Annotated in this window: 43 protein-coding genes and 1 pseudogene; 35 read left to right on the top strand and 9 right to left on the bottom strand. The window is 67.9% G+C overall.

Annotated features, from left to right (window positions below; all coding sequences use genetic code 11):
• Positions 1-101: 101 nt before the first annotated feature.
• A complete protein-coding gene (locus tag V5E28_RS38520; RefSeq protein ID WP_336214491.1) occupies positions 102-653 on the bottom strand; it encodes a hypothetical protein in 552 nt (183 codons plus the stop codon).
• Positions 654-841: 188 nt separating this feature from the next.
• Between V5E28_RS38520 and V5E28_RS38515 the strand changes: the two genes are divergently transcribed.
• From V5E28_RS38515 to V5E28_RS38415, 21 genes are all read left to right on the top strand, one after another.
• Positions 842-1,177 carry a helix-turn-helix domain-containing protein gene (locus V5E28_RS38515; RefSeq protein ID WP_336214490.1) on the top strand — a complete coding sequence of 112 codons (336 nt, stop codon included), beginning with the start codon at positions 842-844 and terminating at the stop codon, positions 1,175-1,177.
• A 16-nt stretch (positions 1,178-1,193) separates the two neighbouring features.
• Entirely contained in the window at positions 1,194-1,544 is a 351-nt protein-coding gene (locus tag V5E28_RS38510; RefSeq protein ID WP_336214488.1) for a hypothetical protein, read from the top strand.
• A complete protein-coding gene (locus V5E28_RS38505; RefSeq protein WP_336214486.1) occupies positions 1,541-1,804 on the top strand; it encodes a hypothetical protein in 264 nt (87 codons plus the stop codon). Before V5E28_RS38510 ends, V5E28_RS38505 begins: the two co-directional genes overlap by 4 nt.
• The gene (locus V5E28_RS38500) at positions 1,801-2,664 is read left to right on the top strand and encodes a hypothetical protein (RefSeq protein ID WP_336214485.1); all 864 of its coding nucleotides are present in this window, start codon (positions 1,801-1,803) and stop codon (positions 2,662-2,664) included. The genes V5E28_RS38505 and V5E28_RS38500 overlap by 4 nt, the downstream gene beginning before the upstream one ends.
• Positions 2,664-4,022, top strand: coding sequence for a recombination directionality factor (locus tag V5E28_RS38495; protein ID WP_336214483.1), 1,359 nt, complete (start codon positions 2,664-2,666; stop codon positions 4,020-4,022). Before V5E28_RS38500 ends, V5E28_RS38495 begins: the two co-directional genes overlap by 1 nt.
• An 89-nt stretch (positions 4,023-4,111) precedes the next feature.
• Entirely contained in the window at positions 4,112-4,567 is a 456-nt protein-coding gene (locus tag V5E28_RS38490; RefSeq protein ID WP_336214481.1) for a hypothetical protein, read from the top strand.
• A gap of 83 nt (positions 4,568-4,650) precedes the next feature.
• Complete coding sequence (locus V5E28_RS38485) at positions 4,651-4,953, top strand: HU family DNA-binding protein (RefSeq protein ID WP_336214479.1); 303 nt, start codon at positions 4,651-4,653, stop codon at positions 4,951-4,953.
• The gene (locus V5E28_RS38480) at positions 4,953-5,231 is read left to right on the top strand and encodes a hypothetical protein (protein ID WP_336214477.1); all 279 of its coding nucleotides are present in this window, start codon (positions 4,953-4,955) and stop codon (positions 5,229-5,231) included. The genes V5E28_RS38485 and V5E28_RS38480 overlap by 1 nt, the downstream gene beginning before the upstream one ends.
• Before the next feature lie 21 nt (positions 5,232-5,252).
• The gene (locus V5E28_RS38475; RefSeq protein WP_336214475.1) at positions 5,253-5,414 is read left to right on the top strand and encodes a hypothetical protein; all 162 of its coding nucleotides are present in this window, start codon (positions 5,253-5,255) and stop codon (positions 5,412-5,414) included.
• On the top strand, positions 5,411-5,695 hold the full coding sequence (locus V5E28_RS38470; RefSeq protein WP_336214474.1) for a hypothetical protein: 285 nt from the start codon (positions 5,411-5,413) through the stop codon (positions 5,693-5,695). The genes V5E28_RS38475 and V5E28_RS38470 overlap by 4 nt, the downstream gene beginning before the upstream one ends.
• A complete protein-coding gene (locus V5E28_RS38465) occupies positions 5,692-6,552 on the top strand; it encodes an SPFH domain-containing protein (RefSeq protein WP_336214473.1) in 861 nt (286 codons plus the stop codon). The genes V5E28_RS38470 and V5E28_RS38465 overlap by 4 nt, the downstream gene beginning before the upstream one ends.
• Before the next feature lie 205 nt (positions 6,553-6,757).
• Positions 6,758-7,126, top strand: a complete 369-nt coding sequence (locus tag V5E28_RS38460; protein WP_336214471.1) for a hypothetical protein — start codon at positions 6,758-6,760, stop codon at positions 7,124-7,126.
• Positions 7,126-7,389 (top strand): hypothetical protein, encoded by a 264-nt coding sequence (locus V5E28_RS38455; protein WP_336214470.1) that lies wholly within the window; start codon positions 7,126-7,128, stop codon positions 7,387-7,389. Before V5E28_RS38460 ends, V5E28_RS38455 begins: the two co-directional genes overlap by 1 nt.
• Positions 7,390-7,400: 11 nt before the next feature.
• Complete coding sequence (locus V5E28_RS38450) at positions 7,401-7,709, top strand: hypothetical protein (RefSeq protein WP_336214469.1); 309 nt, start codon at positions 7,401-7,403, stop codon at positions 7,707-7,709.
• Positions 7,706-8,065: a hypothetical protein gene (locus V5E28_RS38445; RefSeq protein ID WP_336214467.1), complete on the top strand. Its 360-nt coding sequence runs from the start codon at positions 7,706-7,708 to the stop codon at positions 8,063-8,065. The genes V5E28_RS38450 and V5E28_RS38445 overlap by 4 nt, the downstream gene beginning before the upstream one ends.
• Positions 8,062-8,667, top strand: coding sequence for a hypothetical protein (locus V5E28_RS38440; RefSeq protein ID WP_336214466.1), 606 nt, complete (start codon positions 8,062-8,064; stop codon positions 8,665-8,667). Before V5E28_RS38445 ends, V5E28_RS38440 begins: the two co-directional genes overlap by 4 nt.
• Positions 8,664-8,894, top strand: coding sequence for a hypothetical protein (locus tag V5E28_RS38435; protein WP_336214464.1), 231 nt, complete (start codon positions 8,664-8,666; stop codon positions 8,892-8,894). The genes V5E28_RS38440 and V5E28_RS38435 overlap by 4 nt, the downstream gene beginning before the upstream one ends.
• Positions 8,891-10,042 carry a hypothetical protein gene (locus tag V5E28_RS38430; RefSeq protein WP_336214462.1) on the top strand — a complete coding sequence of 384 codons (1,152 nt, stop codon included), beginning with the start codon at positions 8,891-8,893 and terminating at the stop codon, positions 10,040-10,042. The genes V5E28_RS38435 and V5E28_RS38430 overlap by 4 nt, the downstream gene beginning before the upstream one ends.
• A complete protein-coding gene (locus V5E28_RS38425) occupies positions 10,039-10,953 on the top strand; it encodes a hypothetical protein (protein WP_336214460.1) in 915 nt (304 codons plus the stop codon). The genes V5E28_RS38430 and V5E28_RS38425 overlap by 4 nt, the downstream gene beginning before the upstream one ends.
• Positions 10,954-11,049: 96 nt before the next feature.
• On the top strand, positions 11,050-11,319 hold the full coding sequence (locus V5E28_RS38420; protein WP_336214459.1) for a hypothetical protein: 270 nt from the start codon (positions 11,050-11,052) through the stop codon (positions 11,317-11,319).
• 211 nt (positions 11,320-11,530) lie between these two features.
• Positions 11,531-11,911: a hypothetical protein gene (locus tag V5E28_RS38415; RefSeq protein WP_336214458.1), complete on the top strand. Its 381-nt coding sequence runs from the start codon at positions 11,531-11,533 to the stop codon at positions 11,909-11,911.
• 270 nt (positions 11,912-12,181) lie between these two features.
• Here the strand turns inward: V5E28_RS38415 and V5E28_RS38410 are convergent, their stop codons facing one another.
• Positions 12,182-12,460 (bottom strand): hypothetical protein, encoded by a 279-nt coding sequence (locus tag V5E28_RS38410; RefSeq protein WP_336214456.1) that lies wholly within the window; start codon positions 12,458-12,460, stop codon positions 12,182-12,184.
• Positions 12,461-12,737: 277 nt separating this feature from the next.
• Here V5E28_RS38410 and V5E28_RS38405 point away from each other — a divergent pair, with 277 nt between their 5' ends.
• Complete coding sequence (locus V5E28_RS38405) at positions 12,738-13,061, top strand: hypothetical protein (protein ID WP_336214454.1); 324 nt, start codon at positions 12,738-12,740, stop codon at positions 13,059-13,061.
• 209 nt (positions 13,062-13,270) lie between these two features.
• On the opposite strand, the gene V5E28_RS38400 is transcribed toward V5E28_RS38405, so the two are convergent.
• A complete protein-coding gene (locus V5E28_RS38400; RefSeq protein WP_336214452.1) occupies positions 13,271-13,600 on the bottom strand; it encodes a hypothetical protein in 330 nt (109 codons plus the stop codon).
• 244 nt (positions 13,601-13,844) lie between these two features.
• Here V5E28_RS38400 and V5E28_RS38395 point away from each other — a divergent pair, with 244 nt between their 5' ends.
• From V5E28_RS38395 to V5E28_RS38380, 4 genes are all read left to right on the top strand, one after another.
• Entirely contained in the window at positions 13,845-14,618 is a 774-nt protein-coding gene (locus V5E28_RS38395) for a hypothetical protein (protein WP_336214450.1), read from the top strand.
• Positions 14,545-15,414: a hypothetical protein gene (locus V5E28_RS38390; protein WP_336214449.1), complete on the top strand. Its 870-nt coding sequence runs from the start codon at positions 14,545-14,547 to the stop codon at positions 15,412-15,414. The genes V5E28_RS38395 and V5E28_RS38390 overlap by 74 nt, the downstream gene beginning before the upstream one ends.
• Positions 15,415-15,483: 69 nt before the next feature.
• Positions 15,484-15,666: a hypothetical protein gene (locus V5E28_RS38385; RefSeq protein ID WP_336214447.1), complete on the top strand. Its 183-nt coding sequence runs from the start codon at positions 15,484-15,486 to the stop codon at positions 15,664-15,666.
• Positions 15,663-16,037, top strand: a complete 375-nt coding sequence (locus tag V5E28_RS38380; RefSeq protein WP_336214446.1) for a hypothetical protein — start codon at positions 15,663-15,665, stop codon at positions 16,035-16,037. Before V5E28_RS38385 ends, V5E28_RS38380 begins: the two co-directional genes overlap by 4 nt.
• A 505-nt stretch (positions 16,038-16,542) precedes the next feature.
• Here the strand turns inward: V5E28_RS38380 and V5E28_RS38375 are convergent.
• Complete coding sequence (locus V5E28_RS38375; protein ID WP_336214445.1) at positions 16,543-16,914, bottom strand: hypothetical protein; 372 nt, start codon at positions 16,912-16,914, stop codon at positions 16,543-16,545.
• Positions 16,915-17,621: 707 nt separating this feature from the next.
• Positions 17,622-17,888: a hypothetical protein gene (locus V5E28_RS38370; RefSeq protein ID WP_336214442.1), complete on the bottom strand. Its 267-nt coding sequence runs from the start codon at positions 17,886-17,888 to the stop codon at positions 17,622-17,624.
• Between the two features lie 269 nt (positions 17,889-18,157).
• Here V5E28_RS38370 and V5E28_RS38365 point away from each other — a divergent pair, with 269 nt between their 5' ends.
• From V5E28_RS38365 to V5E28_RS38340, 6 genes and pseudogenes are all read left to right on the top strand, one after another.
• Complete coding sequence (locus V5E28_RS38365) at positions 18,158-18,664, top strand: hypothetical protein (RefSeq protein WP_336214440.1); 507 nt, start codon at positions 18,158-18,160, stop codon at positions 18,662-18,664.
• 163 nt (positions 18,665-18,827) lie between these two features.
• Positions 18,828-19,385, top strand: a complete 558-nt coding sequence (locus tag V5E28_RS38360) for a hypothetical protein (protein WP_336214439.1) — start codon at positions 18,828-18,830, stop codon at positions 19,383-19,385.
• Positions 19,386-19,514: 129 nt separating this feature from the next.
• Positions 19,515-19,694, top strand: coding sequence for a hypothetical protein (locus tag V5E28_RS38355; protein ID WP_336214438.1), 180 nt, complete (start codon positions 19,515-19,517; stop codon positions 19,692-19,694).
• Positions 19,684-20,814: a tyrosine-type recombinase/integrase gene (locus V5E28_RS38350; protein WP_336214436.1), complete on the top strand. Its 1,131-nt coding sequence runs from the start codon at positions 19,684-19,686 to the stop codon at positions 20,812-20,814. The genes V5E28_RS38355 and V5E28_RS38350 overlap by 11 nt, the downstream gene beginning before the upstream one ends.
• A gap of 548 nt (positions 20,815-21,362) precedes the next feature.
• Entirely contained in the window at positions 21,363-21,542 is a 180-nt protein-coding gene (locus V5E28_RS38345) for a hypothetical protein (protein WP_336214435.1), read from the top strand.
• A 23-nt stretch (positions 21,543-21,565) separates the two neighbouring features.
• A pseudogene (locus V5E28_RS38340) lies at positions 21,566-21,751 on the top strand (DUF397 domain-containing protein); the annotation flags it as partial.
• Between the two features lie 71 nt (positions 21,752-21,822).
• Here the strand turns inward: V5E28_RS38340 and V5E28_RS38335 are convergent.
• The 3 genes from V5E28_RS38335 to V5E28_RS38325 all read right to left on the bottom strand — a co-directional run bounded on the left by V5E28_RS38335 (position 21,823) and on the right by V5E28_RS38325 (position 23,224).
• Positions 21,823-22,593 carry a hypothetical protein gene (locus V5E28_RS38335; RefSeq protein WP_336214433.1) on the bottom strand — a complete coding sequence of 257 codons (771 nt, stop codon included), beginning with the start codon at positions 22,591-22,593 and terminating at the stop codon, positions 21,823-21,825.
• Positions 22,581-22,889, bottom strand: coding sequence for a PadR family transcriptional regulator (locus tag V5E28_RS38330; RefSeq protein WP_336214432.1), 309 nt, complete (start codon positions 22,887-22,889; stop codon positions 22,581-22,583). The genes V5E28_RS38335 and V5E28_RS38330 overlap by 13 nt, the downstream gene beginning before the upstream one ends.
• A gap of 89 nt (positions 22,890-22,978) precedes the next feature.
• On the bottom strand, positions 22,979-23,224 hold the full coding sequence (locus V5E28_RS38325; protein WP_336214430.1) for a hypothetical protein: 246 nt from the start codon (positions 23,222-23,224) through the stop codon (positions 22,979-22,981).
• 271 nt (positions 23,225-23,495) lie between these two features.
• On the opposite strand from V5E28_RS38325, the gene V5E28_RS38320 reads away from it, so the two are divergent.
• Complete coding sequence (locus tag V5E28_RS38320) at positions 23,496-23,849, top strand: hypothetical protein (RefSeq protein ID WP_336214429.1); 354 nt, start codon at positions 23,496-23,498, stop codon at positions 23,847-23,849.
• 28 nt (positions 23,850-23,877) lie between these two features.
• The gene (locus V5E28_RS38315; protein ID WP_336214428.1) at positions 23,878-24,192 is read left to right on the top strand and encodes a hypothetical protein; all 315 of its coding nucleotides are present in this window, start codon (positions 23,878-23,880) and stop codon (positions 24,190-24,192) included.
• Between the two features lie 2 nt (positions 24,193-24,194).
• Here V5E28_RS38315 and V5E28_RS38310 read toward each other — a convergent pair whose 3' ends face one another.
• On the bottom strand, positions 24,195-24,464 hold the full coding sequence (locus V5E28_RS38310) for a hypothetical protein (protein ID WP_336214426.1): 270 nt from the start codon (positions 24,462-24,464) through the stop codon (positions 24,195-24,197).
• A gap of 32 nt (positions 24,465-24,496) precedes the next feature.
• On the opposite strand from V5E28_RS38310, the gene V5E28_RS38305 reads away from it, so the two are divergent.
• A complete protein-coding gene (locus V5E28_RS38305; RefSeq protein ID WP_336214424.1) occupies positions 24,497-25,210 on the top strand; it encodes a ParB N-terminal domain-containing protein in 714 nt (237 codons plus the stop codon).
• Positions 25,211-25,212: the final 2 nt, after the last annotated feature.

Here is a 25,212-nt window from a genome sequence, read left to right as displayed (position 1 = left end):
ACAGGCGGTCCACCGATCGGTGGACCGCCTGACTCGCGACTCAGGCGCAGCTATGTAGCTGAGCGTAAACGTATTTGTGCAGTTCCCTAATTACCGCCCGTTCAAGGTTCAATCACGCGATGGCGCCGCATTAGCTCCGCGAACGTCTCGGCGTTCGCCATCATCAGGTCGCGCTCCTCGGGCGTCATGGCGACCATGAGCTCGATGAAATCCTGTGCCGTCCTCCGCACCTGGTCGCGTTCTGCGGGCGGCATGTCCTTCCGGATCGATACCAGCAGGCGAGCGGTGTCCGGCGCTCCGGACGCCCCTTGGATCTCCATGACCTCGGGGCGCGCGGCGCGCAGCGTTCGTAATTCCTCGGCGGCGTCTGGCCGGCCTGCGGTCTCCAGCTCCTCTGGCTCCCCGCCGCATATCAGCCCGACCGCAGCCAGCCGCCACGGCGGTGCGAGCGCGGGCTGCTTGCCGGCGAGCATGTTGCGCAAGGTGGACTCGGGGAGCCTGAAGTCGTACTCGGTGGTCAGGTACTGGGCCAGGTCGGTGACGGCGCTGGCGACGCGCCGTCCTGCGAGGCCGGATTGCTCGATCCACTGGCGGAGCAGCAGGGACTCGGGCGGCAGGCCGGCGCGATCATCTGGCGATGGAGTGTCGTGCATGGGGAAGAGTTCTCCTCGCGGGGGTGTGTGTGTCCCCATGCTCGTCGTTGCGCAGGAGTTGCGCAATGGGAACGGCCTGTTCTGGGGAGTGTTTCCCCTGGAAGTCGGCGTTTTCAGACCTTTACCGTTTGTCAACAACGGCCGTTTACCCTTGTTTTGCGCGCAAACGGCCCGGTAATCTTGGTTTCGTGATCTTTCCCGTAAACGATCATGATCTTGCGAAGCTCGATCATCAAGCCCTGGCGAACCTCGCCCAGCGCGTCAACACTCACCTCGCCGCCCGCATCGACGCGGCCGAGGCTGAGCTGGACATGCTCGACGTCGTCGGGGTCGACGACGCCGCCGACATCATGCACATCACGGCCCAGGCCGTCCGCAAGATGTGCCGCGACAGGCGGATCCCGCACTACCGCCACCCCGAGAGGGGCGGCTACTTCATCCCCCGCAGCGCGGCGCTCGCCTACCGAGCGGCGCGACTGCCCGAGTACATCGAAGCGGCGGCCCCCACCCACACCGCCGCCTGACCCCGAAGGAACCACCATGACCACCGTGGTCGACCACAGAACCAAAACGATCAGCACGGTCCACAAGCGGACAAAGAACCACACCACACTCGTCCACGTGGACACCACGCCACACGGCTACACGGGCGCGATCCTCCAGCACTCCACCGAGGACGGCGGAAGCCCCCGGTACACCGTCCACGTCCATCGCCTCCTCTTCGGCTGGCTGCAGATCAGCACCGTCGCGATCCAGGACCTGGGAGGCGCGAAGACGGTACTGAAGTCCAGCTACGAAGTAAGTGCAGCCACTTACCAACCGGTCTGGCCTCCGATGATCGAGCTGCTCAACCTCGCGCTCGCCGACGCGGCCACCGAGAAGGCGGCATGACCGCACCGGCTTCCGAACCGGCCACCGGACAGGAGCTGCTCGACGTGGTCCTCGACCGATTCGCCCTGCACGCCGCCATCTATCGCGGCACCAACGCTGGCGGCATCCTCAGGGCGGCCCTGAGCGACACCGTGCGCCACACGCGCGGCATCGCCGAGCCCACCACGCCGCTGGCCGTACTGACCCGCTGGGCTCGCGACGAGGCAAACCGCCGCATCGATGCCCAGGCCAGCGACCCCAGAAACGCGATGTACCTGTGACCGACCCGAAGTGGGCACGCCCCACCTCCAACGGCCGCTTCTACGAGGACCCCGCGCAGCCCGGCAAGCTCTACGTGTCGGCCACCAACGTCCTCGACAAGATGGTGGCCATTCACGCCCTGGCCCCGTCCGCTGCGGACCTCACGGCCCGGTACGGAATGGACCACCTGGATGAGGCGCTCCAGGCCGCCGCCGACCCCGAGGCCCGCGAGGCGTTCATCGGCAAGGCCAAGCGTCACTACGAGAACGTCTGGGAGAAGCGCAGGGACCTCGGCTCCAAGGTCCACGCCGCAGCCGAAGCACACGTCCTCGGCGGCGAGAACCGCCACGCGGCCGACCCCGAGGTGAAGCCGTTCCTCGGCCAGTACCTCAGGTTCCTGGACGAATACCAGGTGGACCTGCGCAAGGACGTGGAGGCGGTCGAGTGCACCGCTCTCCACCGGGGACGCGGCTACGGCTGCACCACCGACCTGTGGGCCCACCTCCAGCCGGAGGAACCGCACCCAGCCGGGCGATGGATCATCGACATCAAGACGTCGCTGACCAAACCGGCCAGCCAGGTCTACCCGCAGATGGCGCTGCAGCTCGCCGCCAACAGGTTCGCCGAGGTGGCCCTCGACCCGTTCGACAAGGAATTCCCGGTGCCCGAGTTCGTGGGTGCCGCAATCCTCAACCTCCGGCCCTGGTCATACGGGTTCATCCCCATGCCCGCCGACCACAACGCCTACAGAGCCTTCGTCAGCCTCCTGCCCGCCGTGGCCTGGCTGGACGCGCTCGACCTCAAGCCGCACAAGCCGATCAACCCCAAGTGGCGTAAGCCGCGCAACTGGGACAAGAAGCAGAAGGAGGTGGCCGCCTGATGGGGCGCCGCCTGATCGACGAACAGCGCATGGCCCGGCCGCTGGGAAAGATCCGCGCCGGGTACTTCGACACCAGCGGCTCCAAAGGCCGCCCCGCCCGCTCCGAAACGTGGATCGTCACCTCCACCGACAAGAACCTGATCGAGGCCGTCGCCGAGCAGTACGGCCGCCCCGTCGAGAGGTACATCCCACAGGGCGTCGGCCTGCCCGGCTGGAAGGTCGACACCGGCCTGTCCCAGCTCGAGGCGATCCTGCCCAAGGGCGACCCCCTCTCGGTCTCCTACGAGATCTGGTCCAAGGGCGGTGTTCAGCGCCGCTGCGACGGCGGATTCGAGGACAAGAGCGGACAGCCCTGCCTGTGCAAGGCCCAGTACGGACCCAAGTTCTACGAGACCGCGCCCGTCGACGCCAGAGGCCAGCGCCCCGTGTGCAAGCGATACACCCGCATCGGCGTGATCCTGCCCGACGCCCCCGACGTCGGCGAGTTCCTGGTGGAATCCAAGGGCTTCTACGCCAGCGAGTACATCCGCCACGACGTCGACTTCATCAAGGAGCACGTCGGGCCCGACGTGCTGGTCCCCATCTACGTCGTCATCGAGCCGGTCGAGAAGATGAAGGACGGCAAGAAGAAGAACTACATCGTCGTCCACCTCAAGCAGCGCAACATCTCCACCGGCCAGTTCCTCGCCGCCGCCGGGGCACGCCACCGCGCTCTGATGTCCACCAGGCAGGTGGCCGCCCTCGAGGCGGCCCCGGCCGCAGCGCCCGGCTACCTCGACCGGGTCGCCGCAGCGGCCTCCCGCGAGGAGATCCTCGCCATCCGCAAGGAAGTCGCCGCCGATCCCTCGCCGGGGATCACAGCCGCCGAGTTCGACAGCGCGGCCAAGGCCCGCCTCGAGCACCAGCGCCAGGCTGCCGAGATCCTCGGCGAGATCCACACCCGCTGGACCGGCACCGAAGCCGACCTGCACGTCAGCTTTGCCGAGTTCGTCTCCGGGGTGGCCAGCCTGGAGACCGCGACGCTCGACCAGCTCGGCCTGTTCCGCGACACCCTGCCCGACGTCGCCGAGGCCGAGCTGGTCGACGAGCCCGCCGACGCCGGCGGCGATGGCGGCGGGCAGCTCTCCCGCGAAGCACAGCGGGCGCTGTTCGCCTCCTTCGGCGACCTGGGCATCACCGACCGCGACGACCGGCTGCGCGACTGCTCGACCATCCTCGGCCGCACCGTCACGACGAGCAACGCCCTCAACGCCAGCGACGCCTCCACCATCCTCGACGTGCTCAAGGAAGCGGACGGCGACGTGAGCAAGTACGAGCGGCTGCTGGCCGACATCGCCCAAGCCCACCAGGCCAACTAACCCACCCCTGATCTCCGCCTGGTGTCCGTCGCGCTGCGGCGGCGGGCACCAGGCGGCTCCACCCTGCCCGACCCCTATCAGGAGTCACCATGTCCAAGACCATCACCACCTCCGCGCCCGAGCCCCAGTTCACCTCGCCCGAGGCCCGCCAGACCGTCATCGCCTACAACGAGCAGCAGTACGTCCAGCACCACACCGCCGCCCTCAAGCACCTCCGTAACGCCCAGGACGCCGCGGCACGGTGCCGCGCCGCGCTCGACGAGCGCGCCCGGCTGCAGAAGGAGATCGCCGAACGGCAGGAGCGGCTCACGGTCCTCCAGCCCGAGATCGGCAAGTGGGAGGACCTGCGCGTCCGCGAGGAGGACGACGCCCAGCGCGAGCGCGGCGTGGGCGACGCCTTCGGCGAGCTGGCCCACTCCCTCGGCGGCAAGCTCCCCCCTATCGAGGGCAGCGAGGCGTGGATCAACGGGCGCGAGCAGAAGCCCTCAACCCCTCTCGGCGACTCCGTCTGGACTCCCGCCGCGCCCGCTGGCACACGTACGTGAGCGCCGCCCTCACCTCCATCAAGCGCCGCCTGCAAGGCATCGCCCGCAGGCAGCACCAGCCGAAACACCGAAAGGACAGCTAGTTGAACAAGCAGGAGTTCATCGCCGCCTACGCCGCACGGCGTGGCCGCGACCTCAAGGACGCCCGCCGCGACGTCACCGCCTTCCTCGACCAGATCACCCAGTCCCTCGTCGACGGCGAGCGGATCACCTTCAAACGGCACTTCAGCCTCCACACCTACGAACGCGCCGCCTCCACCGCGCACCCCTTCGGCGGCCCGCCGGTCGAGGTGCCTGCCCACGTGGTCGTCAAGTTCAGGCCCGGGACCGGCCTGCGCGCCGCCGTCCAGGCCAGCCTCCACTCCGGCCGGCAGGAGGCCGCCTGATGGAATACCGCACCGCCGCCTCGGTCCTCATGGAGATCACCATGGCGTGGGACCAGGGCCTGCAGAGCTTCCGCGCCTCCGGACAGACCCGAGGCGGCGAGCTCCACTGGGAGATCGGTGGCCACCGCCACTTCCCCACCTTCCCCGTCTTCCAGGCCGCGCTGCGCAACAAGGGCATCACGCTCTCCAGCGCCGATGCCAACCGGCTTCTCCAGGACCAGGAGGCCAGCCAAGCCGCCGCCGACCTGGCCGCCGCCCGCGACGCCACCGCTGCATAACCCCGAGAGGATCCCCCCGCAATGCACGCCCCCCACTCCTGGCCTCACCCGCACGGGCGGGGCCAGGACACCCCCAACCCCTGGGAACCGCTGTGGAACCTGCTGTGCCTCCTCGGCGGCATCGCAGCCTTCCCCTGCGCCATCGCCCTCCTGGTCATGCTCGCGACCGGAGGCGACCGGTGAAGCTGGTTATCGCGGTGATCGCGATCCTCGCAGTGCCGCTCGCGTCCGCCCTGGCCTACCTCATCGTCAAGCTCGCGCAGGCGCCCACCAGGGCGCTACACCGAGCCCGCCGCGACCTGGCCGCCGCCAAGCATCAGCTGGCCATCGCGAACGCCCACCTCGCCGACATCTACGCCCGCGCCCTCGAGGGCGAGGGCCTCGGCGACCCCACCGCAGCCCTCATCGCCCAAGCCCACCGCACCTACCTGGACAACAGCACCCCTCCCAAGGAGATCTCGTGAACCGCAAGCTCGTCCCCGCCGGCCTGCTCGCCGCCGCGCTCGCCACCGGCTGCACCGTCACCACCCCCGAGCCCGACCAGATCGGCATCGTCTACGACGCCGGGCCCATCAGCGACACCACGTTCCAGAACTGCATCAAGCCCGGCAGCAAGGACACCAGCGGCCCCTTCGACCAGGGCTACACCTACCCCGCCGGGCAGCGCACCTTCGAGTTCGCCGCCGACCCCAACGACCCGGAGGGCGTCAAGGTCAAGCCCGGCGCCGAGACCGGCCCCATGAAGATGCTGACCAAGGACCCGCTGGAGATGCTCGTCTCCGGCGTGGCCACCTTCAGCCTCACCACCGACTGCAAGACGCTCCAGCGCTTCCACGAGCAGGTCGGGCTGAAGTACAAGGCCGACACCGAGGAGGGCTGGGCCAAGATGCTCAGCGTCTACATCGGCCAGCCCCTCGACCGTGCTCTGGACGCCGCCAGCAAGGAGTTCGCCTGGCGCGACCTGACCTACGCCAACCCGCAGGCCAAGCAGCAGTGGGAGACCAAGGTCGCCGAATACACCGGCCAGTTTCTGCGCGAGCAGGGCGGCGAAGGGTTCTTCGGCGGATTCAAGGTCACCCTCCAGCAGCCGCAGCCCCCGCTGAAGGTCCGCGAGGCCATGGCTGCGGTCCAGCAGGCCCAGGAGGAGAACACCGCGCAGAAGGCCAAGAACACGAAGGCCGCCACCGAGATGGAGTCCATCAAGGCGCTGGTCGACGTCCTCGGCCCGCAGGGCGCGGTCATGTGGCAGGCCATCAAGGACGGCCGCATCCAGGTCATCGTCAGCGACGGCGGCCAGGTGAACGTCACCCCCAAGAACTGAGGTAAGTGCAGTCACTCATCTAGTCGGCTGTCCACCCACAGCCGGACGCGCCTGCTCCAGCTCAAGAGCATCACCCCTTCTACGTCCCCGCTGGCGACCTGGACCGGATCCGTGCCCTGCGTGACGAGATCTACGGCTAACCCACCTCACCTGCGGGAGCCGTACGCCCGTGCGGCTCCCGCAGCCATACCCGGAAGGACAACCCATGCGCAGACGATCATCCGGCGATATCGACCTGGGCATCGTCGGCCCCATCGCCCTGCTCGTCACGGTCGCAGCCATCGCCGTCGCCGTCGCGTCGGCCGACGACGAAGAAGCGGTTCAGGAGGTCTCCGCCGTGTGCGTGGCCGCCAGCCCAGCAGAGGACGGCTCGTACCAGGTAATGGACGACCGACTCTGCGACGGCGGCTCCCACGCCGCCTACCACTACTGGCTGTACGGCTCCTCCACGTCGAGAAGCGGCTACGTACGGGGCGGCACCACCACCCGCCCGGCCAGCGCGCAGATCGTCACCCGCTCCGGGAAAGTCATCCAGCGCGGCGGCTTCGGCGGCCGAGGGACGAGCGGCGGCTGATGAGCATCCGCTTCTTCGGCATCGCGCACCAGACCTGGCACAACGACGCACTGCACGAAATCTGCCAGGACTCGCGCCTGCCCGACATTCTCCGCTGGCTGGCCGACGCCGGATTCGTCGTCGCGCTCAGCCGCTACCGGGGCCACCACACCGTGATCCTCCAGAGCCCCGCCATGAAGCCCGGCAAGGCGTTTCGCGACACCACCTGGTGCAGCGCCGCCGCCCAAGCCCTGCTGTACGCCACCACGAACCCGCTCACCTGAAAGGGACACCGATGGGCAAGTCCGCCATCACCCAAGCGCCGTACGACTCGCACGGCAACCTCTGCCACTACCCCGCCGGCGTGGCCGAGACGCGACTGATCGAGAAGTTCCTCGACACCTTCACCTTGGACGGGAAGTACGGGAGCGTCTGGTACTGGACCGGCGAGGACGGCCGCAAGTGGCCGATGTTCGACACCCACTTCCAGGAGCTGGTCAAGGCGATCACCCTCGCCCAAGGCCGAACCCCTCGCGCCGTCTGGACGATCCGCAAGATGGGCCAGAACTACGGCGTGCAGTTCGTGCGTGAGGCCACGGCATGACCGCTCACCAGATCAGCGTCAGAGCGTTCCCTGTGGCCGGGGGGCAGGGCGGCTCGATCGTGGCGACATGCTCGTGCGGCTCGTGGCGCACCTCCCAGCGCTACCTCGGCCGCGCCGACCTACCCAGCGCCGTACGAGCGATGCAGGCCCTCGGCAGGAACCACAGCGACCAGAAGCACGAGATCACGATCACGAACGACCGCCACCCCGTGCAGGGCGGCAACGTCTGGGGCCACTGCTCCTGCCTCGGCTGGGGCACCGTGCAGGGCTACGTCCGCAACCTCGGCCAAGGCGTCGCCGAGCGGGTCATACGCCTTCGAGCCGACGAACACCTCAAGGAGATCACGAATCCATGACCGAGTACATCACTCTCGAGAACACTGCCCTCCGCGCTCAGCTCCTCGCCGTCGGCGCAGAGCGCACGGCGGCGGTCGCCGAAGCCACCACAACCGCCGCACAGCGCGACGCCGCCCTGCGCGACCTGGAGACGGCCAAGGCCCTCGTCGCCAACTACGAGAACGGCATCACCTGGCACACCACCTGCAACAACTGCGCCACCCTCCTGGACAGCTCGTACGCCGAGACCGTACGCGCCGAGCGTGCCGAGGCCCGGCTCGCGCTGGTCGACCAGGCCCACCAGCCCATCACCACCGAACGGCTCGTGCCCTGCACCGTCCACGAGAGCTACCTGATCGTGCCGAGCGGCTGCGCCATGTGCGCCAAGCGGCCAACCGAGGTGTGCAAGGCGGGCTGCGGCGACTGGCCCTGCGCCACCCACGAGGCGCTGCACGTCATCGCGGTCGACGGGGAACCGGCTGCAGAGCTGGAGGACGAGCTCACCCTGCCGCGCGCGCTGTACGACAAGCTCGTCCTGGCCGCCGAGTACGTGGCCGGCGGCTGCCTCGGCCCGCGCGTCTCCGCCCGCGAAGCACTCGCCGAGATCGCGGAGCGGTCGTGACGCCTCGCCCCGGACCCCTGGCCGCCGTCCGCGACTTCGGTCCGGTCGCCATGACCGGGACCGTCGCCGCCTTCTACCTGCTGTACACGACCGTCGACCACGCCGTCACGGGAGACGGCGCCGTGGCCGCGCCCGCCATCTTCACCGGCCTCGCGGCGCTGTTCACACTCACACACCTCATGGCCGCCGATGAGCGCGCCCCCGACACCCGGGTGCGTGACGTATGAGCAGCCGCAGCGACATCGACAAGGTCATCGCCGCCGCGCAGCAGCTCGAGCTCGAAACTCTGCGCTGCGGCTCCCGGATCCAGATCACGAACCCTCGCACCCGCAAGTTGCACAAGGTGTCGATCGGCACGGCCGGCAGTTCCCTGGACAAGGCCCTGACCACCGTGCGGCAACTCGGCCGCGACACCCCACCCCACCCCACCGAAGGAACCCCCGACATGTCACGCGAAGCCTGGTGGCCGCCCCGCGAGCTGCTGATGCGAGCACGCCGCGCCGGCGTCGTCGTCTGGGTCAGCGGCGGCGTCCTTCAGACCTCGGCGGGCCCAGAAGCCGACTACCTGGTCCGGCGCTTGCGCGACCGCGCCGACGAGATCATCCCCCTGCTTACCCCCGCCCTGCCCCCAGCGCCTCAGGCCACGCCCCACAAGGAGGACAACACGACTATGCCGACGATCGGCGAAACGGCCACCATCACCCGCGCCAGCGAAAAGCAGCGCAGCACCACGCCACCGACCGCTCCCCGGTGGGACGTGGCCGAGCATGCCCGGCTCGTCTGGGAGTTCGCCCGAGACGAGGCCAAAGAGCAGGGCAACCGGCCGCTCACCTGGCACGGCGACGGCCGCCAGGGCGTGCTGTGGGAGGGCAGCTTCCGGTCGGTCTGCGCCGAGCTGACCCGCCACCAGCGCGAAGACGTGTCCCGCTACCTCGCTCAGACGCTGAACATGCGGTGCGACAGCCAGCGCGCCAAGCCGCACCCCCGCTGGTGGGTCGCCCCGGAGTGGAGCAGCGGCGACCTCACCGTCACCAAGCCCGCGGCCGCGCACCGGCCCCTCGAGGCGGCGGCGCCGCAGGACGTGCCGAAGGCCTCCCCGGGCAACGCGCTGGAGGCGCTCACGGTGTGGACGGAGAGCGCCTCCCGGCTCACAAAGGAGCGCGACGACGCGCTGGAGCGCGCCTGCAAGGCCGAGCAGCGCGTGGCCACGGCCGAGAAGGAACGCGACGAGGCGCTCGCCGAGCGCGACAGCGCGTGCCAGCTCCTGATCGACAAGCAGGCCGATCTGAGCCGCATCGTCGCCGAGCGCGACGAGCTCGCCGCCTACAAGACCAAGGTCGACGCCGCGTTCGCACAGCTCAACAACCTGCGGTGAACCCCGAGACCAGCACCAACCTCCGTATCAACAACCCGATGGAGATCTCCATGACCACCACCAAGGTCGTTCACGTCACCGACCGGCGGCTTCAGCACCCGACGCTGCCCGACGTCTGGACCGACTACCTCTACGTCACCCCCGACGTGGCCGAGCGGCTGCTCGAGCTGAACACCCACAACCGCAACATGCGCGAGCGCACCCGTGACGCCTACTCCCGCGACATGGACGCCGACAACTGGCCGTTCAACGGCGACACCCTCTGCCTCGGCCGCGACGGTGACGTGCTGGATGCCATCCTCCTCGACGGCCAGCACCGCCTGAACGCCATCATCGCGAGCGGCGTCAGCATGTGGATGCTGGTCGTGTACGGCCTGGAGGTCAGCACGCAGGAGACGATGGACAACAACATCCTGCGCCAGGTCTCCGACCATCTCCGGATCAACGGGGTGCCGAACGGCAACCAGGTGGCCGCGCTCGCCCGCAAGGTGATGCTGTGGGAGAACGGCTTCTACGCCCTCAAGAGCAGCACCAAGTGGACGACGACGGAGCTGCTCGACCTGGTCGACGACGACGAGCGGATCGTGGCAAGTGCCGCCTGGTCGGCCAGCAATGCCCGCCACATCTCGGCGCCCGGGTCGATCGTGTCGCTCGCCCACTGGCTGCTGCATCAGAAGGAAGCAGAGCAGGCCGACTGGTTCATGGAGCGGCTGGTCGACGGCGTGATGCTGGAGGAGGATCACCCGGTGAGGCGGCTGCGGATCCGGCTCGACAAGGAGAACCGCATCAGCGAGACCGAGGCGCTCGCGCTCATCATCTCGGCGTGGAACGCCTTCAGGGCGGGGGAGAAGCGCAAGAAGCTGCAGCTTCCGAACCCGCTGACCAACGACACGATGCCGAAGGCGGCATGACGCCCGGGAGGCCGACGCCAGAGGGGCTGACGGCGGCCGAGAACGCGCTGGGCGGGGGCGCCGCGGTCGGGTGCGGCCAGGCCGCTCGCCGCCTATGTGCGGATCGCGCTCGAGGCGGCCTTGCCGTACGAGGACGAGGCGCAGCTGCGGGGGCTCGCGGACCGGCTCGAAGGTCAGATGCTTCGGATAAGTGCACCCACTCACGTATTCCAGGCACGTGACGAGCTGGCGAAGGCGATCGACGATGCGATGGCCGTTGAGCTGGAGGTGGGTCAGGTCCCGGACGGGGCGCTGCTCGCGCAGGTCGCATACGCGACACCACTGGCGTTGCCCATACCAATTGAGCATTGTAGCCGTTCTCGTTGAGCCGCTCGTCGAGCGCCGCGGTGACCACGGCGATCGGCTTGCCGGAGTTCGTGAACATCCTGTCCATGTACGCCAGCCCCTTCGGGGCGGCGCGCAGGCAAATGGGCTGTGACGTCCACGTCTCCCGTAGCTGCCTGTAGCGGCACATGCGGGGGCGTCCTAGGCTTCTGGGGCGCCCCTCGCACGGATCGACCCATGCAGAGGGGGCTGGGTGGCGGAAAGTTTGGTGGGGGAGGTGGCGGGCTGGTTGGGCTCGCCGGTCGCGCATGACCTCACCGACAAGGAGCGGTTGGTGCTGTTCGTGATCGCGGAGCGCTGCCATCGCAAGACACGCCGGATGCTATGGCACCGCGGCGATAAGTGGCCGGACGGCATCCCGATGACTCTGTCGGACACGATCTGCCTGCGCGCCGGGATGGGCGCCCGCACCCTGACGGACGTGTGCCAGCGCCTCGCCGGCAGGGGAGTGGAGGTGCGGGTCGAGGTGGGCCGCGACTCGATCGGGCGGCCGGTATTCGCGCATCGAGGTCGCTCGGTGGACTTCTGGCTGCCGCCCCTGCCGGCGTCCGTGAGGCTCCCGGAACGAGGGTGAAAGGGTACGGCCGCCGCCGTACCCTTTCGCTCGTCGTGGGGCCTGTGGATAACCCAAGTTGATCATGGTCGCCCGCCCATAATGGGTACGGTCCCCACGGACAATGGGTACGCCCCAGACCGTAGCCAAACGCCCGAATGGGTACGGTCAGGACCGTACCCCCACTCCCTTACGGTCTTTCCCTTTAAAAACATCCATGGGGGTCACCCACCGACCACCTACAGGTGGAAGGCGCGATCGAGCGCCCGCCGGGGATGTGGAAAGCCGGGCTCACTCCGCGGCCCTGCGACGGCCTGGCGGAGCCTTCGGCTCTGGACGGTTCGCCACCCACCGCAGCAGCCGGAACGCCCGCTCGCTGATCTCACCTGAGCCGAACAGCGCGGCCCCCATCACCACCAGGACGATGAGTGCCTCCAAGGCGATCAGCGCCACCCCTAACTCGGGGACCGTCGACCACGTCAACGCCGGGCCGCCCAGGCCTACCGCCCCAGCCCCCAGCGCCCGTAAAGCAGCACCCGCACGCCGCGCCACCGGCTCCATGCCGGTCACCCACCTTCCCAATGGACCCTTAGCCCTTGGATCTGGCGGTTGGCGCACCCAACTCGGTACGATTCCCAGTTTGCGACCGGGGTAAAGGTTGAATCCGCAAGAGCGAGGAATCGGGGGGGCATCCATGCAATGTTCCAGCTCGGAATTGCGCGAGCTGACGCGCTGTGTTGAGGTCGATCCCACAGGTGACGAAGCGGGTGAACTGCGGTTGCGGAAGGGACACCGGAGAACTCCTCGCGGAACAGCGCTTCCGCTCGGCTGATCTACCCTGACGCCCATGACCGATAAGCCCGAGATCATCCCCCAGACGGAGATGCTCATCCAGCTCGCCCACGCCGTACGGCCCCGCTGGGACGAAGACGACATCCGCGCCGCCATCGCCGGCGCCCAAGCGATCGGACGCAGCTGGAGCTACGTCCTCGCCGCCATGCAGGTCCTCATGAACGATCCCAAGGCCCGGCCCAAGGACCTGTCCCCGCTCGCCGTTCGCCGCGCCACCAACACCACCCGGGACGTCGACCCCGAGCGCGCCCACCGCCACGCCGAGCTGATCCGAGAGCAGTGGCCCAATCTCGCCGCCCGTAAGGAGTCGGGTAAGTGAAGCCACGCACGGGAGCCGCGCCCGCCTCTCGTCGCCGCCCCGCCTGCAGGCCAGTAAGTGGTCCCACGCACCCGGCGGGCCGGAAAGCCGCCCAGACGGGCCCCAGGGCCGCCTCTCGCGCACAAACTCCGGGCGGCCGGATAGGCGGGCCCGGGGCGGGGGGTAAAGCGGCCAGAGGGGCCTTTGGGGGCCGTCTGACTAAATGAAGATCAACTAGCGGGGTGAGACGAAGCGCCAGACGCCCCCTGCGCCTCGATACGCCGCAACCACTTCCGCACGTTATCCACCGTTACGCGCCACGGACCCGCAGCACGCTCCGCCAGAGCCTCCCGCTCCACCAAGCCGCGCGGCGCCCCCGCAGACCTCTCACGCAGCCGAACCACAAGCGGCTCCAACTCCGCCAAGGCCTCCCGCTCCTCATCGCGGATCCGCCCCAGCCGGTCCACCAGCTCCTCGAACCGCGCCAGATCCTCAGCCGTGCCGGCCGACACCGACCGCTCCACCGCCACCGCCCACCGCGCACGCTCCTGCTCAGCCATCCCCAAACCCTATGGGAAGACACTCCCACAGCGATAGGAAAACAGTCATACGGGATGAGGGAGATGCGCCTCGGGGCTTCCCCACAAGGTCGGCGTGCGGGAAAACCGAGCCCATCAGCGATAGGGCAGTCCACGGACCGTGATGGTTCAGGGACGGATGGGTAACTTTCCCGACTCTGATCTTGTTATGGCACCGTGACCAGTTCATAGGAAAGTATTCCCATGGTCATGGGAAGATATTCCCATGAGAACGAGACAGAGAGCCCCCGCCATAGCCGCCCTTGTGGGCGCGTTGCTCATGGTCGCGGGCACCGTGGCCGCCGCCGCACACGCGGACGACCCCACGCCGTTGCCGGAGGTCACCATTACCCAGACGGTAGAGGTCACCACCACCGCAACCCAGACCGTCACCGCCACCCCGGCGCCGGTCACCGTCACGGCCACGCCGCCACCGGTCACCCTGACCCCGGCACCGTCCGTCACCGTGAGCCCCGGCCCCACCGTCACCGCCACGACACCAGGGCCGACCACGACCCGGACGGTAACCAGCACGGTCACGGCGACCCCGCCGCAACCGCAGGTGCAGCCGCAGGCGGTACAGCCATTGATGCCCATTCCGCAGGCGCAGAGCACCACGAACCCCATGGCCTTCCCGACATGGACGCCGCCCCAGGGGGCGGCCCCGATCGAGACCCCACGGGTAGCGGTGGACAGCCCCAGCCCGACCCCGCAGGCAGCCGCCACAAGCGAGCGTGACCCGATCATCTGGCCGCTCCTCGGAGTCGTAATCCTCCTGCTCATCCTGGTAGCCATCCCGAGAACCCGCCGCCTGATCCGGTGGGCAGCCCGCAGGCTCGCCACCCCGGACAAGCCCACCACCACCCAGCCCAGCACCACCCGACCCGACGCCGAAACCGTCGTGATCCCGAAGGAGAACACCACCGATGACCAGCACCCGCGCCCCGAAGAAGGCCACGCCCGCGCCGACCGAGCCGACCGCCGACGCGCCAACGACTGACGTGCCCGCCGTCCCCGCCGAGTTGACCGAGTCGGAGCGCGCAGAGCTTGCCACGGCCGCCGCCGCCACGGCATGCGCGTTCCTGGTCGGGCACACCGACAACAACCCGTACCACCTCGCTACGAAGAACGTCCGCGAGTGGGCTCCCACGTGGGGCGAGTACATCGGTGCCCAGCTCGAAGGCCGAGAGAAGGGGCTCTACACGGGACCCGTCCGGGAGATGACCGAGCCCGGCGAGTGGGACCCGACCAACGTGGGCAAGGGCACGCCCGCGCCGGACGTTCGGGCCTGGTACGCCACCCTTCCCAGGCTGCACGCGATGATCCGGCACAACCAGGGATGCGCCGCGATGGGCGAGCCGTCCGAGTCGGCCGTCATGACGTGGCAGCCCACCCGTGAAGAGCTGTACGAGATCAGCGTGTCAGAGGCACCTTTGGCCACCGCGCGCCGACTCGCCACCAAGACCATGGTCAAGACCGTGACCAGCCAAGACGGGTTGACCAACAAGCAGCGGAGCGAGTTGGACACGCTTATGCGTGCCGTGCTCAAGAAGGCCGAGAAGGCAGGCGACGCCGGAACTACGTGGCACGCCCTGTTGGCCGCCGCCGCCGAGGAGTACGGCGACAACGCCCCCGCCGCGATCCTCGCGAGCGTGGCCCGCATCACCAAGGGCAGGGCCGACAGCGGGAAGTGGGTTGCCGCGTTCGGGGCAGTTCTCCGCCGCCCCGACGAGAAGCCCGAGGAGGCGAAGGCCGAGGAGCCCGCCGAGCAGGCACCGCCCGCCGAGGAGAAGTAAGCCACCCACCCACCGGGGCTAGGTAAGTGCAACCACTTACCTAGCCTCATCCCCCGGAAGGATCGCACGATGCCCGACAGTATGCCGCCCATCTCGTTTGACGAGCTGTTTGTCCTGCTCGACATGCAGAAGCAGCGCATCACGCCCCAAGAGGCGCGCGACCGCCTCCAGGCCATCGACCCGGAGTTCTGGGCCGACCTGAGCGACATGACCGACGAGGAACTCATGGGGAAGGCGGAGGAAATCGGATGACCACCGAAGCGCAGGCGAAGGCGAGGCGGATCATTCAGGATCTTGCCGACACGTACGAGATGTTGCTGTCATGGCTGGGCGAGCGCTCGCCCGTGCAGGTGGAGAACGTGAACGGCAGCACCGTGTTAGTGATCAACACGCGAGAGTGCGAGTCGATCGGCAGGAACGTGGAGACTCCCAATCTGTCAGCCGTCTACCAGAGCGCGCACGCCGACATGCACATGGCCGCGAGCGTCACCAGTTGGCTTGCCGCCGGAGGGGATGAGGAGGAAGCCCGCATGATCCAAGAATTGGCCGTGCACCGGGACCGTGTGTTGGCCGCCGCCGAGCAGGCGAGGGACGCCGCCCTCAAAGATCACGCACGCAACTAGCCGCCGACGCGAGCGCCCGTTCCCGATGGGGACGGGCGCTCTTTTATGCCCGCGATGTGAAAATGGTTGTCGTTGTCGAAGCGAGCCGGCCTCTATTGGAACGGAACAGTTCATTCCAAAATCGGAGATAAGGAGTTCACTATGTTCACGCGCTCTCACTCGGCCGGCGCTAGCGCACCGGCATGAGGGGGTACCCCCCTCACCCCCTACACCCTGATACGGAGTCGCCGTCGCTACCTCACTCAACCTAAATGATCTTGCTCTTTCGTATGGCTGGGCAGGGCATGCTGGTGGGCATGCGGGTCAATGGGTGGGTTGACGTGGCAGGCGCGGCGGAGCGCGCGAGGGTGTCGGAGGATGCGGTGCGGCGGTGGCTGCGCGCGGGGGAGTTCGAGAGGGTGTTGGAGCCGGTGCATGGCCGCCGGTTTGTGACGGTGGCGGAGCTGCTCCAGGTGGAGAGGCGGATGCGCTCTCGCCGGTGTAATCGTGGGGGTCGCGCGGCGGCTTAGTCGTCGAAGGTGGGGAGCCGGGTGAGGGCGTTGTCCAGGTCGTGTCTCGCGCCGTCGAGCAGGCTTACGGCGCCCATGAGTGCGATTTCGTTCCCTCCGGCCTCGCGGCTCTTGATGGTGTCCGCCGGGTCTCCGCTGAGGTCGAAGGTGTTGGAGAAGCGGATGGTGGCGTCGTGGATCTGGTGGAGGGCGCGGCCTTCGACGGACTGGTGGAGTTCCGCGAGCGCGCTGGCGTAGTCGTCGGTGACGGGCATCTTGTCGGGGTTGGCGTGGCGGGCGAGCGCGGCGACGTGGGCGGCGTGGTCGCACAGCTCGTGCCAGTGGGCGGCTGCGCCCTTGACGTCGGCCCACCAGCTCTGGTCAGTCATGCGGCGATTGTTTCACCGCGCTCCGCGCTGAGAGGGGCTTTCAAGCGGTGGTGCGATCGGAGGGAGCGGATGGCGCGTCCCCCCGATCGGCATGCAGGCTAGGTCGGACTCGGCAAGGGACCAGGTGGCGTCATGCGTGCTGGCTCTGTAGGCGAAGGCGCTGGCGCGACTGGGCTGTTGGAGCATGAGTCACTCGCGTGAGTTGCCGTCGTACTGATGACGACGGTGGGAGTGACGACTATGGGGGCTGCTGGTGCTGGCTGAGCTTGGCCGAAGACGCCGTTCCAGATGAGGAGCACGCCGCCGATTGAGAGCAGGGTCCTGATGACGCCGTCGTCGATCAGGTTGCGGATCCCCTCGATGATCTCGCTGATGTGGTCGATGGCCGGCCGGACTTCTCGGAGTTTCACTGTGGTCTCCCACGTCAGTAACTCCACGCGGCCACCTCGTCGGCTCCATCGACGATGTCGCTCTTGATCGTGTGTACGCACACACGATGTGGCCTGTGGTGTTGCCGATATGGGACTCTCAGTGACCTTTCTCCAACAAGGGGCCGAAGGGGCATGGCCCTCGCGGGACTGGAGCCTGCGGTCCCGCGGTTCTGCATCTAGCGCTTCTAGTCTGCCTCTCGCGATTCATGATCGCGCGCACTCCGAACGCGTTTGTTTTCACCGTGCTCCGCGCCGGGATGGCGTTCGGTGTGGGGCTCAAGTGATGCTGTTGATCCAAATGCCGATGGGGATGGAGACGAGCGCGCCGGCCATGAGGCCGACGATGAGGAGCATCCACTCGCGGCGCCGTTGGCGGGGGCGTTCGACGAGTGCTGCGGCCTCGGCCCTGGCGGTGAGTGCGTCAGCGAGCCTGTCGATCTGCGGGTCAGTGAGCGTGGTCTCCGGGAGAGCTTTCCGGACCACGTCACGAATTCCGTCGTGGTCCTGCGACCGGATGAGCTCACCGATTCTGAAAGTCAGCACCTGTTGAGGGCTCCACGGGATCACGCGCGACATTGCTCTCGGCTGCATGGGTTCCATTCTCGCGGAGGCGCGGAGGTTTTGCGCGCGCCAGCTCCTTCCCGGCCGCCCGAACATGATCGTTAATTTTATGTGTCAATGTCTGTTATCACATAAGATCATCATGGTAAGATCATCAAAGATCAACGCTTAGATGTTGATCATGATCGGGGCCACGCCGGACGGGATGACGACCTCCGGCCACGCGGCCCCCTCTCGCGAAAGGGCACGAGATGACCAACGCCACCGCAGTAAGTGATGCCACTTACCGTCCCGCCTGGGCCCTCCGCCGACCCGGAGACCGGCTGGAGCCGTACTACGCCACCGAGACCGCCGCCTACGCCCGGTCGCGAGAGCTGAACTGCGAGACCGTCACGGTCCTCCACCGCGACGGCGATACCTGGGCCGAGCGCGAGACCATGTGGGCCCGGTGCGACGGCGAGCCCCAAGGCTACGACCACACCCGCTGCTGGGAGGAGATGCCGCCGCAGATCTGGACCCTCCGCTACGAGGGCGGCCGGGGCATCGACGAATACACCCACCCGAGCGCAGCCGAGGCGCTCGCCGCCTGCGCGATCGAGGCCCGCGAGGGCTGGCACCAGCGCAAGGAGCTCGGCCGCGACGACCTGCCCACCGAGCCGCCTGCGGACGACGCCAGAGCGATCCTCATCTTCCACACCGCGCTGGGCGTCCTGTTCAGCCTGGACGCGGCAGACGCGATCGCCCAGGCTGCCCGATGACCCCCGGCGGCAGATGCGCTCTTGACACGGACGGCTGGTGCCGCATCCACGAGTGGAATTGCGGCGACTACCGCCTGGAGCTCGCCCACGAGGGCTGACCAGACCCTCTAACCCCAGGGGCAGCGCCCACGCGCTGCCCCTGCCCCCTCGAAAGGGCTTGACGATGATCGTGACGTACTACTGGACGCGTGACCGGGTCGTGGTGACTGGCGGCTACACGGACCGGCCGGAGAGCTGGTGGACCCTCACCTTCCGGGACCGCGAGGCTCCGTTCGACCCCAGCGTGGAGATGACCCTGTCGTACGGGCAGCTCGCGGCCCTGACCGACTGGCCGGAGGTCTTCACCGCGTGGCGGCAGCACCAGCCGGAGACGCTCAAGGACCTGGCCGTGCTGCTCGACTACCTCGGCGTGGCCGACGTAACCGAGGAACGAGAGCGTCAGCGTCGGCAGGCTGACTGGACAGCGATGCTGCTGATGCAGGGGGAAGAGATCGAGGACGGCCCTGGGACGGACGACCCCTCGGACCTGCCGCCGGAGCCGCACCCGGACGACGAGCCCCCGGACGAGGTGCGCCCGCCGGCGCTGCCGCCGCGGTCCTGGGAGTCCGAGGACGAGATCGAGCGGACCGCCTACGACGACGGTGTGGAGGCGGGCCGGGAGCGGGACGACGACGATCCCGGCTGGCGGCCCTCCTACACCTGGGACGAGTCCAAGCCCTGACCGCCGGAGGGGCAGGCCCGGACCGGCCTGCCCCCACCCCCCTGTGGGGCGACCCCCCGGGTCGGATTATCGGGCCTTCCCTCAGCAGGGTGGGCCTATTCATCCCATGAGCGGATGTTTGGAGAGGCTATGGAGCTGATCACGCCGAAGGGCAATTTCGAGGCGCGTCTGGCCGCGCTCGCTAATGTGGCGGACACGGAGGTGCGGAATCTCCGCGCGCGGGCGCTGTTTGCGCTGTGGATCGACGCGCCAACGTTGGTGGAGATCTTCCTGGACGAGGCGGAGGAGCTGGTGGCGGATGGCCAGTGACCTGGAGGTCGCGGCCGAGGTGCTGTCAGGGGAGGTCGTCTTCCCGGGCGGCGCCCAGCCCATCCCCGTGCGCGGTCGGGCGCCGGTCAGCACGGTGGTGGACCTGAAGGATCTGATGCGCCAGCTCGGCATGAGCGATGTCGCGGCCGGCGTGGTCGACGGCTGGCTCGGCAGCGAGCGCCGCACCTCGAAGACGACCCAGCAGGGCTACACCAAGGACGTGTCCTGGTGGCTGTTCTGGCTGGCCATGCGAGGTGTGGACCCGGCTGACGTCGCCCCGGCGGAGGCGGACATGTACGCCAAGGCGATGCGGGAGCAGGGCCTGAAGCCAGCGACCAGGGCGCGCAGGATCGCCGCGGCGTCGTCGTTGTATGTCTACCTCCTGCGGGCGGGAGCGGTGCTGCGCGACCCGTTCGCCGGCATGGACCGGCCGAAGTCGCCCACGATCTCGAAGACGCGCGGCCTGTCGAAGGCGCAGCTCGACGCGATGTTGGCCTGGGCGAAGAAGGAAGCACAGGCCAAGCGGGAAAAGTACGAGGCGGGGGCGGGCTCGCGCTCCTGGGCGGCAGCCTCGGCGCGCACGTACGCGATGCTGTGCATGCTCATGGTGACGGCCGCTCGGGTCGGCGGCGTGACCACGGTGGAGTTGGGCGCCCTCGGCTGGGACGACGGGCACAGGGTGATCGACCTGCCGGTGAAGGGCCCGGACGGGAACTGGCTGCGGTTCCCGGTGCCGCCGTACGCGTGGACGGCGATCAACAACTACCTCGACTTCCGAGGGGTAGAGGCGGGACCGCTGTTCCAGACGGACAGCGGCAAGCCGGTGTCGCAGCAGGCCATGTTCGGCACGGTGCAGCGGATCGCGAAGCTGGCCGGTGTCCCGCACTGGGGTCAGCTCTCGACCCACGGCATTCGGGGCGCGGTGGCCACGCACGCGCTGCGCTCGGGCGTGCCGCTGCACAAGGTTCAGGAGCTGTTGGGCCACGCCGACCCGCGGACCACGATCCGGTACCTGCGCAAACTGGGGCTACTGGACGAGTCGCTGGTCTACAAGCTGGCCGAGGAGTTCGCGGTGGGGGAGGCCGAGCTGCTCAAGCCCCACGAGGAGGAGGATTACTGATATATCACCACCGATGCATTCCCGCACGTGTTTATACAATTACGCTGCGTAGTCTATCCCGTTCGCCCCGGCCAACACGTGCATACGGGCTGTATCTGACACCGGTTACGCGGAAATTGACCAGGCGGAAAGGTGATTGTTGATACCCATGTCGATACGTTGTGTGAGTCACGCTCCTCACGGAAACCGCAAGAAAGGCACGAGGGCGAGAGGGTGAAGATGGACCGCCACCACCACATCAATGCCGGACTGACTGTGTGCGAGGAGCCTAAAGGTCGCCGGTCTCTCCCCCGACGAGGACGGAACACGGATCGGCTCAACCTTTCCCGAGTTCTGTCGCGGAACCGTACTACCGTTGGATACGCAACGAAAAAGGGCCCGAGCCGTTGCAGCGGCTCCAAGCCCTTCTCGTCGCACTCAACACCGACCTCGAGAGGAGGCTCGACGTGCTAAATGCCTGTACCAACACCTTCAGGCTATCCATGTGTGTCGGGAGCCGCAACGGCGGCGCCCTCCTCTCGGGGCGGTCCGACACATGCGGAGGCGATATGTCCGAGCTCCCCCCGAGCAAGCCCGAGAGCCCGCTGCCTGACGGCTGGTGGCTCTCCTCGAATGCCCTGCGGATCCTCATGAGGACCGTGATCGGATTGGGCGTGCTGTACGTGATGGTTCGCGTGGGCGGCGATCCCGAGATCGTGGCCGCTCTCGCCCGGTTCCTGAAGATCTGACTCGGGCCTGATGGCAGAAGAGCAGATTCTGCAACGGCGCATCCATCTGCGTTGAGGTCGCCCTTGTGGCGAACGGCAACGTCGCGCTCAGGGACAGCAAAGACCAGGATGGGCCCGTCCTGGTCTTTACCTTTGCGGAGTGGGTGGCCTTCACCGCCGGGGGCTGCGCAGGGGAGTTCGACCTGACCGCCCTGCAGGAGGCCCGGTAACCGAGGACGTCGCCGGAGGTACCGGGCCATACGGGATTCGATCCCACCTCGCCCGGTCGCTACGCCCCTGCCTACTCGGGAGGTGTCTTTTTGCTCCGGGGAGGGTGTGCGCCGTATCGGTTCCGCAGTCGCTCAACGAGCCAGACGAGCGCACTGAAGGCGGCTAGCACAACCAGAATCGCCGCGCCGACGCCTGTGTCGGCGGCCGTCTCCAGCCCCGACCACAGCAGCAGCGCAGACAGCGCAGCCCACGTCCGGGCCTGGGAACGCAATCCCCAGCACAGAACTCTGACCCCTGGCCTAACGGCCCGGCGAGCCAGCCAACTCACCCGTGAGTGCAGGCCGGCGTAGACGATGCCGATGAGAAACCGGACCACCTCGAGCTGGGTGCCTGTGTCCGCCAATTCCTGCAGGTGGCTGCGCCATTCGTCGTAACTCTCGGGTTCGACTGCGACGGCGGAGGCCGCGTCAACGAGCCGCTTAGCCGTAGGAGGCAGCTCCATCTGCACGTGTGCATTCAGTGTGAGCTCGTGGATGGACTCCGCGAATTCCTGCTCGGAGAGACCGATGATGTTAACGATGTGGTCACTGAGCCGAGGCGGCAGGTGGTTGAGCTCGTAGCTAAGGGGCTCGTGGAGAACCCGCCGCATGTTCTCCCCTGGCTGGAAACTAGCAAGGGGCCTGCTCCAATCCTTGAACAGGTGGTACGGCCCTGTAATGCGCTTACCTTCCCATCCCCATGTCACAATCAGCACGGGCCCTCGCTCCTCCATGCCGATGGAGATGTCCGTTATTTCGCCGTGACGCTCGTACGGCGCCCATCGCACTCTCACGTAATCCACCCCAGTCGGCGCACCTGGCGGCTCCGCTGAGCTTCGGCGATTCCGGCGCGGCCTTCGCCGGTGAGCTCGTACATGCGGCGGCGTGGGCCGCGGGCGTCGGGGGACTCCTCTTCCCAGAAGGTGCGGACCCAGCCGATGCGCTCCAGGCGCCTGAGGATGGGGTAGACGGTGCCGGCCCCGAGGTCGGTCATTCGGCAGATCTCCAGGCCGTAGGTGGGTGAGTCTTGGCGGGCCGCCGCTTGAAGTGCGTCCAGGACGCTGCGGGTGGTGGTGGTCATGCGGATGGGTGAGGCCACGGTGCCTCCGGATTATCGTGTGCGACCTATATCGAGATAGAACCTAGCTGCGTGCCGACGCGGCTGCGCAGCCCCATAAGCAATGGGCATTACTGCTGGTAGACGCCCTTGCGCAGGTTGTCGCGGTGGGTGGCGCGAGCGGTCACCAGCGCCACGGCCTCGGCGGTGAGCAGGAGGTATTGCTCGCTGCTGGTCAGGTTGAGCTGGTCGGGGAAGAAGTACTGACGCAGCAGGGTGCCGAGGCAGTAGACCGTGATCACGGCGCAGGCGATCGGCCGGAACGCCTTCAGCTCGGCGACCTGGTCGGGCGGGATGCGGCGGGTCCATCGCTTCATAGGGGCTCCTTTCGCGGGGGTTTGAAAGCGTGGTGTGTGCCGAGTTGCGAGGTTCGTGAACCGTGCGTACGCTAATCGCCAGAATGGGTCATTTGCGCTCCGGGGGGTAAGCGCGAGTGGCCCTTTCTGTTATCGGGGTTGGCTGCGGTTCGCCGTTCGTGGCGCGCTCAGGTGTAGAGGGCCAACAACGGGTGGGGCGGCAATCACCCGCACATGATCACACCACGGCGGCGCGCATGTCGCGTGCAGGGCCCTTTCCCTCGGAGGTTTCATGCTCTCCCGCCTGCTCGACCGCTTGTGGGGGCCGAAGACGCGCCGCCGCGACCTGCACGACGGGCCCACGTACGGCTGGATCCAGACCGACGACGGCATCACGCAAGTCCTGCTCTCCCTGTACCGGGTCACGATCGGCCGGCCGCGAGGACCTCGACGCCCTGTCGTGGCCTGGGAGGTCGAGTGGGCCATGGACCTGGCCAACGAGGCGTTCGCGCCGGTCACGGGCGCTGCGCTGCCGGTCACCGAGGACGCGGTGCGGTTCGGCACGTGGGACATCCTGGCGTGCACCCTGCTCCGACACGAGATCGCGCTCAACCCCGCCCGCTACGGACTCCCTGAGGCCGCATGAGAACGATGAAGAAGCGGTGGGAGCTGTGATGGACCAGCCGAGCCCCCCGTGCAAGACCGTGTACGTGTCGATCGGCAACTCCGACGACAAGCTCAGCCAGCGGGAGTGGGCGGACTTCGTCCGCGAAGTGGGCTTCGCCCTTATGAAGTACGCCGGCGTCCAGCACGGATTCTGGCTCTCGCCGCCGCATCTGCCCTGGCAGAATGCCTGCTGGTGCGTCGAGGTGGCTCCATCCATGGAGAGGCCACTCCGCGCCGAGCTGGCCCAATGGTGTGGGGCCTACCGCCAAGACAGCATCGCCTGGGCGGAGGCCACCACGGACTTCATTACTCCTAGTAAGTGATTTCACTTACCGTTTCGTGATGGGCGTAGCAGCTCGACGTCGCACGCCGTCGCCAGGATCTTGGCGGCAGCCTGCGTTCGGACGACCTGCTCCTTCGTCATGCCCTTGAGCGCCTTGGAAAGCGCCTTGTAGTCGGCCCAATAGGCGTATCCGAGCGCCCCTTGCGCTGCCCACCCCTCCACGGCCTTCCCCACGGCCTTGCCGACCTGCTCGAACGCCTGCGCCAAACGCGCGGCGGAGTCGAGCTCCCCCGGCTGCTGCTGATCAGTCATACCGCTCATTCTGGCCCCTCACGGAGGTCCCTTTGGCGCGCAAGCAAGCGCAACAGCAGCCCCAGGTGGTGCTGCAGTCCTACGCCAGCATCCCGATCGATCTGCTGGAACCTCACCCGGACAACCCGCACAAGGGCGACAGCGACGTGATCGCCCAAAGCATCGGCGCGAACGGCTTCTACGGCGCCGTCATCGCTCAAGCCTCGTCGAAAAGGATCATCGCTGGCCACCACCGCGTGGAGGCCGCCCGCAAGGAGGGTTTGAAGGAAGTGCCTGTGCTGCTGCTCGACGTCGACGACGTGACCGCCAAGCGCATCATGCTCGCCGACAACCGGACAGCGGAGTACGGCCACTACGATGACGCGGCGCTCGCCGCGGTGCTGTCCACGCTGCCCACTATTGAGGGCACCGGCTGGACCGCCGACGACTTCGCCGACCTCGACGCCGCCCTCGCGATCGACGCGAGCATGCTGGAGGAGCCGCTCGCTCCCCCGCGGCCGCGGGTGCCCGACCCGCTGACCACGGAGCCGGTACGTCCGGGTGATCCGGGCGCCGAGTTCGACGACAGCTTCGTCGCGGGCCCGGACGAGGACGAGGACGACGAGGGCAGTGTCGGCGGCGGCGTGGTCGTGGCCGGCATAACGCGCGCGTGGGCGGTCATCGTGTCGTGCGAGTCGGAGGAGCAGCGCGACGAGCTCGCCGCGCGGCTCGAGGACGAGGGCCTGTCGGTCCGCGCGATCGGCTGACG

The organism is Nonomuraea sp. LPB2021202275-12-8, from assembly GCF_037044575.1.
Taxonomy (GTDB): Bacteria; Actinomycetota; Actinomycetes; order Streptosporangiales; family Streptosporangiaceae; genus Nonomuraea.
The sequence above is the reverse complement of the archived record's forward strand: the minus strand, read 5'-3'. Positions and strand labels throughout refer to the sequence as shown.